Origin of the sequence: Bradyrhizobium sp. CIAT3101 (assembly GCF_029714945.1) — a bacterium.
GTDB lineage: Bacteria > Pseudomonadota > Alphaproteobacteria > Rhizobiales > Xanthobacteraceae > Bradyrhizobium.
This window is the reverse complement of record NZ_CP121634.1, coordinates 8,276,460-8,291,220: the sequence shown is the minus strand read 5'-3', so window position 1 is coordinate 8,291,220 and position 14,761 is coordinate 8,276,460. Positions and strand designations below refer to the sequence as shown.

General features: G+C 58.0%; 8 protein-coding genes and 1 pseudogene. 4 read left to right on the top strand and 5 right to left on the bottom strand.

All coding sequences use genetic code 11. The annotated features are described in order from the left end of the window. Positions 1–372 precede the first annotated feature (372 nt). Positions 373–2,025, top strand: a complete 1,653-nt coding sequence (locus tag QA645_RS38690) for a Ulp1 family isopeptidase (protein ID WP_283046288.1) — start codon at positions 373–375, stop codon at positions 2,023–2,025. A gap of 278 nt (positions 2,026–2,303) precedes the next feature. On the opposite strand, the pseudogene QA645_RS38685 reads toward QA645_RS38690, so the two are convergent. The 4 genes and pseudogenes from QA645_RS38685 to QA645_RS38670 all read right to left on the bottom strand — a co-directional run bounded on the left by QA645_RS38685 (position 2,304) and on the right by QA645_RS38670 (position 7,061). Then, positions 2,304–2,949: pseudogene (locus QA645_RS38685) on the bottom strand (FMN-binding negative transcriptional regulator). A gap of 215 nt (positions 2,950–3,164) precedes the next feature. Then, positions 3,165–4,607, bottom strand: coding sequence for a phosphonoacetaldehyde dehydrogenase (phnY, locus tag QA645_RS38680; RefSeq protein ID WP_283046287.1), 1,443 nt, complete (start codon positions 4,605–4,607; stop codon positions 3,165–3,167). A 150-nt stretch (positions 4,608–4,757) separates the two neighbouring features. Beyond that, positions 4,758–5,918, bottom strand: coding sequence for a phosphonopyruvate decarboxylase (gene aepY, locus QA645_RS38675; protein WP_283046286.1), 1,161 nt, complete (start codon positions 5,916–5,918; stop codon positions 4,758–4,760). 66 nt (positions 5,919–5,984) lie between these two features. Continuing rightward, positions 5,985–7,061: a methyltransferase gene (locus QA645_RS38670; RefSeq protein WP_283046285.1), complete on the bottom strand. Its 1,077-nt coding sequence runs from the start codon at positions 7,059–7,061 to the stop codon at positions 5,985–5,987. Between the two features lie 433 nt (positions 7,062–7,494). Here QA645_RS38670 and QA645_RS38665 point away from each other — a divergent pair, with 433 nt between their 5' ends. Then, on the top strand, positions 7,495–9,132 hold the full coding sequence (locus tag QA645_RS38665) for an NAD(P)/FAD-dependent oxidoreductase (protein ID WP_283046284.1): 1,638 nt from the start codon (positions 7,495–7,497) through the stop codon (positions 9,130–9,132). Between the two features lie 56 nt (positions 9,133–9,188). Next, the gene (locus QA645_RS38660) at positions 9,189–11,639 is read left to right on the top strand and encodes a CoA transferase (RefSeq protein WP_283046283.1); all 2,451 of its coding nucleotides are present in this window, start codon (positions 9,189–9,191) and stop codon (positions 11,637–11,639) included. Positions 11,640–11,955: 316 nt separating this feature from the next. Here QA645_RS38660 and QA645_RS38655 read toward each other — a convergent pair whose 3' ends face one another. Further along, complete coding sequence (locus QA645_RS38655) at positions 11,956–12,420, bottom strand: hypothetical protein (protein WP_283046282.1); 465 nt, start codon at positions 12,418–12,420, stop codon at positions 11,956–11,958. Positions 12,421–13,910: 1,490 nt separating this feature from the next. Here QA645_RS38655 and QA645_RS38650 point away from each other — a divergent pair. Next, positions 13,911–14,681, top strand: coding sequence for an outer membrane beta-barrel protein (locus tag QA645_RS38650; protein ID WP_283046281.1), 771 nt, complete (start codon positions 13,911–13,913; stop codon positions 14,679–14,681). Positions 14,682–14,761: the final 80 nt, after the last annotated feature.

Genomic DNA, 14,761 nt, shown 5'->3' with positions numbered 1-14,761 from the left:
GCCGGTCTGGCACTAAACCATCTCCGGGCATTCAAATCGGCCGGCGGAATCGCTCCAATGACAGGGCGAGGTAAGATTGCGGCGGAGACCGCCGCACAGCAGAGCGCCTCCCAGAGGCCTTTCAACTGGCCAGAGGAGCTCTCTCCCGGGGAGGATGACCAGAGTGTTCCTGAGCAAACCTTAGATTGGCCAGGGATGCCGTCAGCGGAGGATAACGACCAGCTGTCTCTCGATCTGACTGCGAGCGGGTACCAGGCTCGCGGCCCTAACGAGGTCTTCCCGGCTCCGAGCTGGCGGCATGAGCACCGGCAGGACTTCGACGAACTATTGCATGCGGTAGATATAAGCAACCTTCCGCGGGGCGAAGAGGTGATGATCAACTATGAGCATGGAACAGTGGATTCCGCGCCGGCGAAGAGGCGGAGGATCTTCAGTCCAGAAAGTCTTGCCACGGCCACTCACTCGGCCAGCCAAGTTGTGATGAGCGCAGGGGCCGTTGACGAGTCTCCCTATCCCGACGACGCGGATCTCATCAAGAAGTACAAACTGCAAGCTGCGACAGAGGGTACTTCAAGTACAGCTAACAGCTATGCGAGCCTGCTCATCGATTTCAGTCGCTACCTTCGCCAGAACAAGAAAAATAGCATTGCTGCTCAACTTAACGACACGTCCGTCGATGAACTGCATCAAGATGCCAACCTCTATAGAAAGGTCGGCGGCTATAAAGCTGTCAATGCGGCGCTGACTCATCTCCGGGACGGAGCGAGCAAACGCACTCCGGCTGCCTTTTACTCTGCGGACGCCTCCCTTATAACAGGTCTCGAGCCCGCACTGATCGGCGCGGGGTACGAGGCGATCACGGCTGAAACCCTATATGTTCGTCCTCTGCGCAGATTCAGTCAGTGGCTTTTTGCAAATAAAAAGTCGGGAATCGCTGCTCGGCTCAATGATGGCTCGCTGGACCTCGATGCCGCGAACTTCGAAAGCGGTCTTAAGAGGCGCGCCGTTCCTACGGCTCTAGATCGTCTCCGGGACTTCCGGTCCGAGCGCGGAATAGCGCCAATCGAAGTCCGCCAGAGGAACGTCGAGGGCGTTGCTCTGGAGCACAATTGGCCAGAGGAGCTCCCTCCGGACGGTGACGATCAGGATCTGCTTTGCGTGGTAGAGGAAGAGGGTCCACCGTACGGCATCACCATCCCTGAACAGACGCAGAAGGTAGAGCAAGCTCCACGGCAAGAGCCTGCCGGGTCCACCTCAACCTGGTCGCTACAGATACCGTCTGACTTTGATTGGAGTCTGTGGCCCGCCTGGGAAGCCGCGCCATCATTGCCTGTCGCCGCGCAGTCGCCGTCCACACCGTACGAGCTGCGTGACGATGCTCACAATGCATTTCCGCGCACGCCGTCCGATGCTGTAGTCGGGACTTGGGATCCGACAACCTCGATCCACGGACACCGCGGGCGCTTGCTCTGCGACATGGAATGGCTGGGCGACGAGCATATCGCGGCGGATTACGCACTCCTGCTACGGCACTTGCAGAGGGAAAATCCGGATCTGGCGGCCCGGACTCGGTTCGTAGAGCCCGTGACAGCCCATGTGCTGCGCAGGACCCCGAACGAGGACGTTCTCCTGGAAAACTGGCAGGGAATTGTCAACGACCAGGATGGTAACGATACCGCCCGCTTCCTCTTTCTGCCAGTGAACGATGATGAGGGCGATGGCGGTTGCCATTGGTCCCTGCTGCTCCTTGATCGTCACGCGCCGGAAGGGCCGGTTGCCTATCACTACGACTCCGCCGAGAGACGCAATCACACCCATGCAGAAAAGCTCGCAGAAGTGCTGCATGCTCGCCTCGAGCGAGCCCGCATGGCCCAGCAGCAGAACAGTTATGATTGTGGCGTGTACGTGGTGGATGGCACCCGAGAGCTGGTTAGCCAATTGGCTCAAGGACAACCGCCCGAGCTGCTGAACCTCGACAACCTCGTCGCGGATCGGCGGGCACTGCAAAACCGTCTCAGGGGCTGACCGCGGTATGTCCGATGGACGATCCCAACAACCTGGGCGGCCGGAGTTGCCCCAGTCCATCCTCGATCGCTCGGAGTCTTCAAGTATATCTCGCGGCTGAGCCGGGCTGGTGCCGGATGTCGGCGTCCCACGCTGCGAAGTTCTCGCATGTTCTCTGGGGCTGCCTCCAGCCCGGTGCGGGCGCCGCTCGCCAGAGCGCGTTCACAAAGATCTTCCGAACAGGGGCACGTCATCGATGAGATTTTTTCCTCTGAGAATTCCGGTTCAGTCAAAAAACGTCATCTTCCAGCGGTCGTTTCCGCTGGAAGCGGAATGATAGCCGCGACCTCGCGATCCCGAGCGTTCCCGCCCACAGCGAGGCCTGTAGCGACGCCGACACGATCCGCCTCCCGACGGTTCCGACTCATCTTGCGCGTGCCCTCGAAGCGAGTGACCGGCATCCGGATCCCCACGATGCCGCGCAGCTCGGATGCGACGAAATCCGGGGGCGTATCCGCGACAGCCCACGGCTTGCGGCGTCCACTCTCATGTTTGTTGGTCAGGCGCGTCACAGCACGCAGTAGCCCTTCCGGCTCCTGAAAGAGTTGGACAGGCCTGTAAGCATGGACGGCGACGTAGTTCCACGTTGGCACGACCTTATTGGTCCCTTGCTCGGTCGCGTACCAGGACGGCGACACGTAGGCGTCAGGGCCCGCGAAAATTGCGAGGGCCTCGCCCAGCAGGGCAGACGCCAGTGCGGATTAGCCCTCGCGAGGTGTCCGTACAGCGTGCCGTGTTCGCCCTCGCTCTCGTCAGGGAAAAGCAAAACGGGGGTGGCATCGGTCCGTCCATCGTGGCGGTAACCAGATTGGCCAAGCGGGCGTTCCGGATGGTGGTCCGATTGCTCTCGACCTCGTCGTCTTTGAAGGCCGGTGAATTATAAATCCTGCGTCTCCGTTCTTAGAAGGCGGGCTAGTCCGCATCTGCCTGCTAGACGACCAGTGCCGGCTGTGTGTTGTCTATTTCCCCAATGGCGACCCCGATACCGAGATCGGGAGCAGCGAGTTTTCGACAAGATGCCTGTGATTTAAGCTCAGGCGGCTGCCGCCGACTCTTGCAAGATCGTCATGAGATTGAGGCGGAGCGGTAAAGCCGCTGGCCTAGACTGCCCATGGAAGTGAGTAGGTCTTCAATTGCGTGAAGCTCCGCATCGCCTCCAGCACACCCTCTTTGTGCCCAAGTCCAGACTGCTTGATTCCCCCGAATGGGGTCAATTCGGTGCGATATCCCGGAACTTCCCACACGTTGACGGAACCTACGGCGAGACCGTTGATGAGCTTCGTCACATGATCGAGCCGGTTGGAGCACACTCCGGCAGAAAGTCCGAACTTGGTCGCGTTCGCTATCGATATGATCTGATCAACATCGTTAGGACAACGGATGATCGGCAGCACCGGCCCGAATGTTTCTTCCATAACAAGTTCAGACGCTGGTGAGACGTGATCCAACAGGGTGGGCGGATACGATGCGCCCTTAGGCAGGTTGCCGAGCAACAGGGTAGCACCCGCATCGATGGCATCGGAAACCCGCCGAGCAATCAAGTGGGCAGCCTCTCGATTGATGACAGTCCCGAGGTCAACCGATGGATCGCTGGGGTCGCCAGTCGAGAGTTTCCGCATGTGATGCAGCGCCCGTTCGGCAAATTCGTCGGCAACAGAATCAACGACCAACGCCCGCTTGACGGCTGTACATCGTTGGCCCGAATTCCTGGTCGCTCCTTGAACAGCCAAATACGCCGCCCGATCGACATCGGCATCCTCAAGCACGATGATCGGGTCGTTCCCACCAAGCTCCAAGACGAGTTTCCGGTAACCGGCTCGTTCCGCAATATGGTGCCCAACGCGAACGGAGCCAGTAAATGTCACGAGCTCAGCATTCGGATCGGTAAACATCGCGTCTCCCAAGCTGTCGGGAGCCCCTGTCACGATCGAAAGCATTCCCTCCGGCAGGCCCTGCTCGTAGAGAATCTTGCCAAGGGCTAGTGCGGTCAATGGCGCCCACTCGGACGGTTTCAAGACGACACGGTTGTTGGTGGCAATCGCCGGCGCCAGTTTGTGGCTGACGAGATTGAGAGGATGGTTAAACGGCGTGATAGCTGAGATCGCGCCTACGAGGGGCGTCCGCATGGAGAAGATGCGCCGATCATGTGGGGTGGCGCCAATGTCAGATGGGTAAATCTCGCCGTCGCTCTGGATCAACGTATGGGCAGCAAATGACCAGACGTCGCATGCACGGCCGGTTTCATGCAAAGAGTCCTTCAGGCACAGACCTGTTTCCGCCGTGATAAGCCGAGCAAGCCGATCTTGATCTCTTTTAATGGCGCCTGCCGTCCCCAGCAGGATATCCGTTCGTTCGCGGCGCGTGAGCCGCGGATGACTCCGCGCGGCTGCTTCAAATGCTAGGCGCGCATGTTCCGGTCTGCTTTGTGGAACTCTGCCAAGAAACATTCCGGTGAATGGATTCCTCACGTCGATCGTCGCGTCCGAATGAGCAGGCGCACCTGCGATAAGCATAGGATGATAGTCTTGATCGGTATCGTACATGTATAACTCTACTGAGGCGTCGATTTGAGATCCACGAGCCGTATCGCATTTCTTCGAAGCGGAGGTAGGAGGCCGACCTCCTTGACGACAACCAGCTTGATGGCTTTTAAATCAAAGCGACGAAGATCTGCCCCCAGGGCGGCCACGGACCTATGACAAAAATGTCGCTCGTTCGGTTGTCGCCATCTCGTTGTCGCCAATGCCGATGCAACTCTGAAACGTATTCTTGTTCTGAAGGGGAGAATGTCGGCAAGTGACGCGAGGGAGCTGAGAAGGATGACATCGGTTGACCTTGCAGACCACGAAATGAGGGCCGTTGCTGCGGGAGCATTTCCGCATGACTGTCGTAATTTGTTCGGCTCGCTCACAGCGATTAGCCGATCGATACCCGCAGGCTGACGCAACGACTTCGAGAGAGGTCGTTCGTGAGCTCGAGTGCTGCCCCCCTGTCGAAACATACGCCTCGTTGTCCAACACCACGTGGATGAGATTCCGGGGGCTGGCATAGCCAATTGTCGACAGCATTCCCATGTGCATCAGCACGCCGCCGTCTCCATCCAACGCTAGGACAGGTCGGGTCGGTGAAGCCAGCGCGATCCCTGCCGCAACCGCGCTACAATGTCCAAGTGAGCCCTGCATGTAGAAATTGGAAGGACGATCCTGGAGGCGGAACAGCTCACGAGAGATGTATCCCGTCGTGGAAACAATGAGAGTATCGGGTTCGAGTTGCCGGCTAATCGACTCAATGGCTTGACCTACACTCACCCCATACTGGATTACGTCAGCATGCCCTTCGGGCACGCTGGAGTCGGACAGCTGGCCCTTCCGAAACAGCAGTGCAAACGGAGCTCCGCGGCGAAACGAATCGTTGCCCTGCGCCAGCGCGTGATCCAGGCCGGACTCGGTCCCATCAAAGTCACACCACTCGACCGAGAGCTGATTCAAGAAAGATTTCGTTTTGGCGCCCATGATCGTGTGTTGCGGCTCGTCGGCAGGTTCATCGGGGTGGCCACGAACGGATAACAGGAGCAGCACTGGAATCTGGTTGACCATCAACAGAGACGTCATCGGATTTATGATGTTTCCGAGCCCAGAATTTTGAAGCGCAACCACCGCTCGTTGACCTGACAGGGCCACGCCAGCAGCGAGTGCAACTGCGCTGCCCTCATTGGCAGCAGGCACGGTCAGGAATCCCGAAGCTTTAGCGACTTGATCGAATAGATCGCCAAAATTGGAACACGGTACTCCGGAAAAGACCGTGTACCCGGCCGTGCGGAGCTTCGACAACAAAATACGTGTTGAAATAGGCATGGCGTGCTCACGCACCTCACTGGGGGCAGCAGCAAAATGAGGCGTTGCTCCAACGAGGCATTGGCGTCAGGAGCTCTTTCTCGCAACGATGAGGCTGCGATTGCAGATGGATTTGTGGTAGTTGACCTCCTGAAAACCGGTGCTCTCGAGCATGGCCCGCATGTCCTCGAAGGTGTAACAGCAGCCCTCGTAACCTGTGGTAAGGAGCACAGAGTATTCTGCTTCAGCCGAGGGGGATGGGCGCCCTCCGCGGTCATCAGGGTGGCAGCTGAAAATTGCTATTCGACCACCGGAGGCAATGCTCTTAAATGACTTGCTCAGGAGCAGATTGACCTTGTCTGGTCCCCAATTGTGTAGCACGTGCGAATAGAGGTGGAGGCTAGAATCTGCAGGCAGGGGATCAACGAACATGTCGCCAGCTATGACATTCGCGCGATCAGGGTATAAACTACGATCTTTCAGACACGTCCTTGCAAGTTGATCAACGGGTGGGCGCTCAAGGACTGTTGCCGAGAGTGAAGTATAGCGCATTAACAAATGCGCGGAATACACGCCGGATCCCCCAGCTACATCGAGTACGTGGGTATCGTTCGTGCAATCCAACAGCTCTGCGAGGTGCGGAGCAAAGATCCGTCCCCGTTCCTCCATCCCGCGTGTGTTGAGATCTGCGAACTCATCCGTCTGCATCAAGGCGTCCCAAGACTTGGTTACGCCGGGCTCAATGTGCCAGGTATTGGAGCCGTCCTGTCGCAGGATCTCATAAAGCTCCCGAACAGAAGGCTTATATTTCATCGTTGCGATATAGGACGAGATGTTGTCCGAGGACGTTCCACTCAGATAACGAAGGGCTGTTGCGGTTGCGTGCAGTCGGCCGGATTGTTTGGAGATGAGGCCCCACGATTCAAAGAGTCGAACCATGGTCCGTGTTGGCCGCTCGCGAAGAGAGAAGTGAACTCGCAGTTCCTCTTCGGTTACCGGCTGGCCATCTAGGTGAGTAAAGAGATCAAGCCATGAGACCGCGGCGATAAAGAGATCGGCGGCATAGGAGCTGTCGCGCCACTTGATGATCTGAGCAATATCGGGAGAGGGAACAGGTGCGGCTTCAGAGGTCTGTGCGCGTGACGTCAGTGCAGACGAATGCATTGCCGCAAGTCCTTCTCAAAGCGATTTTTGCATCTCGAATAGCTTTTGGTGCATGTCGGAAACCTGCAGTCCGACTTCAGCAAGCAACCAGTGACACGCGTCTGTCATCTCGATCAATTGCCAGTGTTGGTAGTTGACGGTTCACAAACTTGTTCGCGCGGTTTGGAGCAAAGGCCGTCACGCGAATAATCGGAAGCTCTTGTCGAGGAGGACAAATAAACGTCACGCGTACATTTCCCATGCGCACTCGTCTTTGATTGCTGGGGCGGTGTCATACTGCAGACGTATGTCGCAACTCCTTCAAAGCGCATAAGGCGTCGCAGTCGTCCCGACTTGCTAAGGGGGTGCCTTTCCGCTTGACTATCGCGGCCCACCAATTGGTACGATCCTTGCTGTCCTGCTTGCCAAGTCGCAAGAACAGCCGGGAGGAGAAATGATCCAGGCCACGAATAAGCCCGATGGTGGTGGCGGGCGTGCGACAGCGACATTCGACGCCCTCGTCATAGGAGCCGGCATAGCCGGCCTTTATCAGCTTTATCGGCTACGAGAACTCGGGCTGAACGTCAGGGCGATCGACGCGGCCTCGGGGGTCGGCGGTACTTGGTATTGGAACCGCTATCCTGGTGCGCGCGTCGATTCAGAGGGCTACGTCTACCATTACCTGTTTTCGGAAACCCTCTACAAAGGATGGAGCTGGAGCGAAAGGTATCCGAGCCAGCCCGAAATCGAACGTTGGCTGAATTACGTTGCGGACCAGCTTGATCTGCGCAAGGACATTCAGTTCGGCACGAGAGTCCAGAGCGCTCATTTCAACGGAGCGACGGAGCGATGGGTGGTCGCGACCGACAAAGGTGATGTGATCGATACGCAGTTTCTCGTCACATGCTGCGGTATGCTTTCGGCACCCCACGTGTCCTTCCCTGGGCAGGAGACGTTCAGGGGGCAGGTGTTCCATACGGCGCGATGGCCCCGGCAGCTGGTTGAGTTTGCCGGCAAGCGCGTCGGTGTGGTTGGCATTGGAGCGACGGGAATCCAGGTCATCCAAACGATCGCGGAAGAAGTTGACCAGCTCAAGGTGTTCGTTCGCACGCCGCAATACGTCCTCCCCATGAAGAATCCTAAGTACACGGCCGCCGATGTCGAAGCCTACAAGTCAAAGTTCAAAGTCCTTACCGAACGGCTGCCACACACGTTCACGGGCTTTGAATTTGATGTTGAGTACGCCTGGCCCGATTTGTCAGCGCAACAGCGCCGGAAGGTGCTTGAAGACTGCTGGAACGATGGCTCTGTGAAGTTGTGGGTATCGTCCTTCGCCGAACTGTTCTTCGATGAAGCGGTGAACGCTGAGATCTCCGAATTCGTGCGCGCTAAAATGCGCGAGCGGCTCACGGATCCAAAACTGTGCGACCTGCTGATCCCGAGCGATTACGGATTCGGTACCCATCGCGTCCCCTTGGAGCAGAATTTCCTTGAGGCGTTTCATCGAACAAATGTGGAAATTGTCAGCGTTAAGACGAACGCAATCGAGCGCATCACGGCTGAGGGCATTCAGACTACCGATGGCACAGTTCACGCGCTCGATGTCATCATCCTGGCAACCGGATTTGACGCAGGAACGGGCGCTTTAACCCGCATCGACATCCGCGGTCGCGGTGGACGATCGCTGAAGGAGGATTGGGGAAGGGACATCCGGACCACCATGGGGTTGCAGGTGCACGGCTATCCCAATCTATTCACGACCGCGGTGCCGCTGGCCCCCGCCGCCGCGCTTTGCAACGAGACCACCTGCTTGCAGCAGCAGGTCGAGTGGATAACTGGATGCATTAGCTATCTCCGCGACAAGAACTTCAAGGTGATCGAACCCTCCAAAGAGTTGGAAGATCAATGGGTGGCGCATCACGATGCGCTCGCCAAGGCAATGCTGATCGCCAAGACGAATTCCTGGTACTTGGGATCGAACGTTGAAGGCAAACCGCGCCGTGTCCTCTCCTATACCGGGGGTGTAGGCAACTATCGAAAAAAGTGCGACGAAGTTGCCGCAAGCGGTTATCGCGGCTTTGTCACACACTAGGGTTCCTGCTCAAGCCGAATCGGGCGCGAGCAATTGTGACAGTCAACAGTTCGCGGTTGAAGACCTTTGACTGTAACAATGGAGCCACGATGGGAGTATTGTCGAATCTGCGGGTCGTCGAAATCGGTAGCTCGGCGGCAACCAGCTATTGCGCGCGATTGTTTGCCGACTTCGGCGCGGATGTTCAGAAAATCGAACCGCCGGCAGGCGATCCAATTCGGCGCTGCGCGCCGCTCACTCCGACGGGCCAGAGCGCTTGGTTCGCTTTCCTGAACTTCAACAAGTCGAGCACGATCATTGACCCCGCTGCTCCGGACGCGGTCACGCAGCTGACCGCGATGATCGAGAACTGCGATATTCTGGTTGACGGCAGGGACATTGATCCGACGAATTGCCCCTCCGTCGATATGGCCGCGATCCGCCAGCGGCGATCCAAATTAATTCACCTCGAAGCGAGCTGGTTCGGCCGCGCGGGTCCTTATGCAGGATTCGCCGCAACCGATGCAACCATCCGTGCGCTCGCGGGGCTAATCAAGCTTGTTGGGCCGGCCGAGGGCCCGCCGTTGCACGCACCGGATTTCCAGACTGGTATTCTCGGCGGTCTTTGGGGCTTCATCGCGGCGGCTGCTTCGGCTGTGGCACGAATGGATGGTCAGGCAGGACGGTCGTGGTCGGTCAGTATCTTCGAATCGAGCCTCTCTATCAGCGAATATCTCATGTTCGAGGCTTCCGCGCGCGGTGAGGTCATGCGCCGGATTGGCATTAACCGTTTCTGGCCGATTTTTCCGGGCGGCATTTATGAAGCCAAAAATGGCTGGCTCGGTGTTACCACATTCACGCCGGCACAATGGCGTGCATTCTGCGATATGCTTGAGCTGTCCGAACTTGGCGATGATCCGACTCTGGTTCTCGGCGAAGATCGTCTGCAGCACGTTGAGTGGATCGAACGGCAGTTCATGCCACGGCTGAAGATGCGGACTGCGCAGGAGTGGTTCGCGGAGGGACTGAAGCGAAAGATCCCGATTGTACCAGTACCCGACATATCCGATCTACTCCTCGACACGGAAAAAAGGCAGCGCGGCGCAATCGTGCCTGTCGTCCTAGGGCAAGAAGAGGGCTTGACGGTAGGGTCGATGCAGCGGTTGACATTGACGCCCCCGCGGCGAGGGGGCAAGGTTCCAGCTCCCGGCGAGCAGCAACCGGTCGCCGATATCCGAAAGCAGCTGTCCTTGGCTGCGCCGCGGTCCTCCACCTGCATCGATGCCGAACGACAGCCGTTGCGCGGGATTCGCGTTATCGACTTCACGATGGGCTGGGCGGGCCCGTTGTGCACGCGCACCCTGGCGGATCTTGGTGCAGAAGTCATCAAGATCGAGTCCACCAAATACCCGGATTGGTGGCGGGGCGTCGACCGGCGGCCCGCTTACGTCGACGCTCAGATGTACGAAAGGAGCCAAGCCTTCTGTATCATGAATCGCAACAAGCGCGGCATCACACTCGACCTCACACGGCCCCAAGGCCTCGCTCTTGCCAAGCGTCTTTTGGCGGGAGCCGATGTCGTCGCAGACAATTATTCGGTTGATGTGCTGCCAAAGCTCGGGCTTGGCTACGATGTGCTCCGAAAGCTCAATCCTCGGCTTGTCATGTTGTCGATGTCAGCTTTCGGCGCGAACAGCCTCTACCGCGATTGTCGGGCTTACGGCTCGACGCTCGAGCAGGGGGCAGGGTTGCCGATCGTAGTCGGAAATCCGGATGGGCCACCCGTAATGAGCCACGTCGCCTTTGGGGATGCCGTCGGCGGATTGAACGGCTGCGCCGCAGTTCTGGTCGCGTTGATTCACGCCCGCAGCACCGGGCGCGGACAGTTCATTGACCTTGCGCAAATCGAATGCATGATGCCGTTTGCGGCGCCATGGATCACCCTTCAGTCGATTGGCGGCATGTCGCCCCCAAAGTATGGGACTCGACATCCACAGTTCGTTCCGCATGGCTGCTTCCGGTGCTTGGGTGAGGATAGCTGGGTCATGCTAGCCGCGATCGACGATAAGATGTGGCAGAGGCTTGCCATCCTCATTGGACGGCCAGACTGGGCGATAGATGCATCGCTGCAATCTGCAGAAGCTCGCCGCTGTATCGAGGACGAGAGAGAGAGGGCCATCGAAGCTTGGACGCACACCCGTGACGCCGACCAGGCGATGTCGAAGCTGCAAGCGGGACGAATTGCGGCCGGCGCGGCCCGGCAGCCAACTGACCTGCTCAAGGACCCGCATCTCAGGTCGCGTGCATTTCTGCAGGAAGTGGAACGCGCGTTCATTGGTTTGCATCCACAACCGTCAATGCCGATCCGCGATGGTGCGGGGCCGTTCGCCATCCGCACAGCCGCGCCGGCGCTCGGAGAGCATAACGGCGAGGTATTATCGGGTCTTCTCGGGCTCTCCTGCGCCGAGATCGCACAATTGGCCTCGGAGGGCATCATTGGGACGTCGATGCTCTCCGAAGGGAGCTAGCAAAAGGCAAACAACCGTTCGTGAACCTAACAGCCGAGACAAAAACATCGTGATGTCGATAGTTGCCGGCATCCGCTGCTCCGAGATGGCGGCACAAGGGGCGCCCGCAACGGCACCGCCGGGTTCGCCTAACCGATCTAATGCGGTCACGCACGGCTCGGCTGACGATCATCGCCCGTCCGAAATGATGTTGGTGGCGTTGCTAGCGTCGGAAGTGAACGTCATTGCGACCAACGAGCGCCAATGACATGTGCTGGCGGCGCTCCTTCCGAAGGACCCCGTCTTCCTCTGAACTCCTGGTAAGAAAGCCCAACTTTCAACGCTCTGGTCGACATCCTTCGATCCGGAGCGTCGGCAGCTGCCAAGAACCGTAGTGGAAGTTGATCCCAGCCCCGGCTGGCAAGTTGAACGATGCCAAATGCGGGAAGAGAGTTGTCGGCTTGAAGAGCTCCGGGCTGGCGAATAGCGGAAGGTCAGCGTTCGCGAGAGCTTTCGCGGTCTCAATCGAGTAGATTACATCAAGCGACGCTCGCTGTGTGGCACCTTTCATCCAGCTCTGAAGATAGCCGATTTGATCGTTTGCCGAGGTCGTGGAAGTAAGCTTCCCCAAGAGCTCTATCGCCTGCGTAGATTCGGTTTGAATGCGCTCATGCCAATGCGAATAGATGTCGAAAAATCTTTTCGAGAACTCCGTCTGTGTTCCGATGGTTTGCTTGGCAAAGTCCTGAAATGCGCCTGCTGCCCCGTCGACGTCATGGTTGATCCCGGCTTCCTTCATCATCCTCATCTCCTTGTCTCGGTGTGATTGCTAGCAACAGCGCTAGTGCGCTGGAATCGCCTGGTGTGGGGAAGGCATCGATGGAAAATGCAGTTCATGGAAACACACCAGCAAATCGCCACTGGCGCGTTTTCAGGACTTTTGTGCAGCAACATGCGGTAGGAACGAACTCTGCCGCTTTGCTCAGCTCGGCGCCGCGACACCAAGGGCGACTCCGCACGGGCGACAGCATCAGCATGGCCTCGATTGATCGACTGAGAAGGCCGCATGTGAACCCCCGAGGCCGGAGACTGCAAGAGCGCATCGTCGCCCGCTCTGCAATCGGTCGCAGCAATTGCCATGCCACGAATGACGTGTTCGAGCCTCATTTATGAAGAGGAAAATGTGTGCTTTGTACCACGACCCCGGAATGCGTCGGCTTTCGTGTAGAAGTTCAGGCATCGGTGTCTTGAGGCAGACAGCGCAGAAAATCCCACACGGAGAGCGATCACCTGGATAAGAAGGTTCGTGCCGAGTAGCAGCCACTGAAGACGCGATCTCGCCAGAAGACCTCGAAAGTTCCGCATGGGTGACACGCTGTTTGAGACCACTGAGATGACGCGCTGCTTTTCTAGGCCGCTGTTGTTCGGGAGAACTTCGCATCCAGGCTGATCGACCTGCTGATGAAGCATCGCGAGGGCGGCATTGATGCTGTTCAACAATACGACACGCTCATCGAGCGATCAAATGTCAGCCCCGAACACGCTAACCTCTGGTGTCGGGGCCCCCAGCAAGTGAGTTCCGGCAGATCGGGAACGAATGCGGGGCAGAGCAGGGGTTTTGGTTTGCCCAGCTGAGCTCACCAGCCGTTCGGCCGACCAGTCTCTCCGAGAGACGCCGACCTCGTACTCATTCGCTGTATCGCGCCGGGGTCAACGGTCTTCAGCTGGCTAAGCGCGGGCTTAGCTTCCAGATCGGCGTCTGGGCGATGACGGTCTTTGATCTTGTTTTTCGGATCTACCATGTCTTTTAGCCGCCGCATCGACGTCGTCTGCGCGGATTTCTCCCCGAAGGTCTCCAGTGAAGGTGTCTGCCCGAGTGCCTTCGCGAGCGTCCCGAGCTTTTCATCACGTCCTTGCACGCCGTCGGAGAGGGGGCGAACCGTTCGGTTACGCTAATCTTTTTGGCACCAGCCTGGTCCGCGCGCCAACATTCGTTTCAATGTCCTGATTAACTGCCCCGCTGGGTGGCGCAAAGAATGGACAGGAGTACCATGAGAACCAACATCGATATCCTCTCAACCATCGAGGTGGTGACTTGCTTTCGTAATCCTGTTCCAGCAATTGGCGTGCCAATCGATCGCGCATGCCTGGCCACCGACGTCAGCTTCTGTTCCTCAGTCGAATGCTCAGGGAACGCTTGCGGTGTAGTCAACTACCAGCCTTGGCAATTGATGGAGAGTGCCGACACATGGCTATGTTGGTCGATAAACCATCAAGGGAACGGGGCCAAAAATGAAAGCAGTCCTGCTGGGCACGATAGCGCTTATCGCGCTGGCCGCGCCGGTCTCCGCCGCTGATTTGGCGGCGCAGCCCTCCATCAAAGCCCTCCCAATGGTCGCTCGGATCTACGATTGGAGCGGCTTCTACGTCGGCATTGACGGGGGCGGTGGCTCCGCACATCAGTGCTGGGACGTCGTCAACGCCGGTAGCTTGATCTTTGCTCCGCCGCTCGCCATGGGATGCCATAACGCGACAGGAGGCACCGCCGGCGGTCAAGTCGGCTACCGCTGGCAGATAGCGAACTCGGTGTTCGGCCTTGAGGCGCAGGGCAACTGGGCAGATTTCGCGGGCTCCAACGTCAATCTTGCTTTCGCGGGCGTCCAGGATGAATCTAGAATTGACGCATTTGGGTTATTCACGGGTCAGGTCGGTTACGTCTGGAATAATGTGCTGCTCTATGTGAAGGGGGGCGCTGCGGGCGTCCGCGAGAAATATCGAGTCTCAGATTTTGCAACTGGGCTGGCAATCGACAATGGCAGGGAAACCCGTTGGGGTGGTGCGGTAGGCGCGGGCCTTGAATTTGGCTTCGCTCCGAATTGGTCCGTCGGTATTGAGTACGATCACTTGTTCATGGGCCGTCGGGACGTAGACTTCTTTTTTTCGACAGGAACTGTAGGCATCCCGGCGGGCGATCGTGCAGGGACCGCCCGCATCAGTCAGGATATCGACATCGGTTTAGTCCGTGTGAATTACCGCTTGGGTGACGCGGTCGCGAAGTATTGATCTTCGTCTTTAGAATGCATTCCTTCGCTGGGAAGCTGGGATAGAAGGTCGTGTGTGAAAACGACTGTCCGCACCCGTGC

Bases quoted from the DNA above. Each gene is read 5' to 3' on its own strand.
- aepY (WP_283046286.1), bottom strand. From the start codon at position 5,918: ATGCCTATTTCAACACGTATTTTGTTGTCGAAGCTCCGCACGGCCGGG.
- QA645_RS38650 (WP_283046281.1), top strand. From the start codon at position 13,911: ATGAAAGCAGTCCTGCTGGGCACGATAGCGCTTATCGCGCTGGCCGCG.
- QA645_RS38690 (WP_283046288.1), top strand. From the start codon at position 373: ATGATCAACTATGAGCATGGAACAGTGGATTCCGCGCCGGCGAAGAGG.
- phnY (WP_283046287.1), bottom strand. From the start codon at position 4,607: ATGTACGATACCGATCAAGACTATCATCCTATGCTTATCGCAGGTGCG.
- QA645_RS38670 (WP_283046285.1), bottom strand. From the start codon at position 7,061: ATGCATTCGTCTGCACTGACGTCACGCGCACAGACCTCTGAAGCCGCA.
- QA645_RS38655 (WP_283046282.1), bottom strand. From the start codon at position 12,420: ATGATGAAGGAAGCCGGGATCAACCATGACGTCGACGGGGCAGCAGGC.
- QA645_RS38665 (WP_283046284.1), top strand. From the start codon at position 7,495: ATGATCCAGGCCACGAATAAGCCCGATGGTGGTGGCGGGCGTGCGACA.